This is a genomic window from Streptomyces sp. NPDC127084 (genome assembly GCF_042724175.1).
Taxonomy (GTDB): domain Bacteria; phylum Actinomycetota; class Actinomycetes; order Streptomycetales; family Streptomycetaceae; genus Streptomyces.
In genome coordinates, this window is the sequence record NZ_JBHXFA010000394.1 from 1 (window position 1) to 1,224 (window position 1,224).

Annotated in this window: 1 pseudogene; it reads right to left on the reverse strand. The window is 66.8% G+C overall.

From position 1 onward, the window contains the following. Positions 1 to 86 precede the first annotated feature (86 nt). Positions 87 to 1,224, reverse strand: a pseudogene (locus ACFWI9_RS34485) (RHS repeat-associated core domain-containing protein); the annotation flags it as partial.

Here is a 1,224-nt window from a genome sequence, read left to right on the forward strand (position 1 = left end):
GCTGTGAGAGTGCGTGTGTTGGCATTGCCGGGGGTGCCGGCGACGTAGCTGATCGAGTCGTCCATCTGGCGCTTGGCGAGGGTGTCCTAGTCCCAGTGGGCCAGCTTGTTCGCGTCGGTCTTCGCCGTCTGCCACTGGTCGGTCTTGCGGCCCAGCACGTCGTAGCCGTACAGCAGTTGCGTGCCGCGGTTGTCGGTGGTGGTGTCCGTCTGATCCAGTGCCGTGTAGGTGGTGGCCGTGGTGCCCAGGTCCGGGTCGGTGGCCGAGGTCTGCCTGCCGAACAGGTCGTACACGTACGACCATTGGGCGCTGTCCGGCCCGGTGACCGTGGAGGGCTTGCCGTCCAGGGTGTTCTTGTACTTGGTGGACGTGTACGTGGCTCCGGGCCCGGTGCCGTAGGCGGCGTCTGCGGGGTCGGTGCCCGCGTAGGCCCGCTTCTCGACGGTGTAGCCGAAGATGTCGGTGATCGTGCGGGTCGCCGAGCCTCCGTTCAGCGCGGTCGTCGCGGTGGAGTCACCGGTGTAACTGGTGCTGGTGGTCCACTTCTTGACGCCGTACACGTACAGGCTGCTGCTGGTGGCCCGGCCCGCGCCGTCGAAGACGGTGTCGGTCTGTTTGGGCGCGCCTCCGGATGCCGCCCGTGCGTAGGCACCGCTGGGGAGGTGGGCGGAGTCGTAGACGTCCGCGTAGGTCTCGTAGGCCAGGCCCCGGCTGTCGTAGCGGGTGTCGGTGAGCAGGCGTCCGCCGCTGGGGGTCGGGGACTGCGTCTGCAAGGGCCGCAGGAGGGAGTCGAAGATGGAGTACGTGGTGTTGTAGGTGGTTCCGTCGGCCTTCAGGGTCGAGGTCGACTCCCATGACAGGGCGTCGTTGGTGACGCTGTACGCGTAGGTGTAGTTCGGGGTCTGGTTCCCGGAGTGGGAGCGGTTGGACAGCCAGGTCGCGGTCTTGCGGCCCAGTGCGTCGTAACTGGTCTCGGTGATCTTGTTGTTGACGTCGTAGACCTTGGTGGGCAGACCCGAGGCGTAGTCGGTGTACGTGTAAGTGGTCTGCGACTTGGCGTTGGTGACCTTGGTCCTGGTCAGCGGGCCCGAGTCGGTGGGCGTGTAGGCGGTCGCGGTGGTGTTGCCGGCCGTGTCGGTGACGGTCAGCCGACGGCCGAGGCCGGCCGTGCCTCCGCTGTCGTCATAGGTGGTTTTCGCGACGGTCTGCCAAGTGCTCGGATAG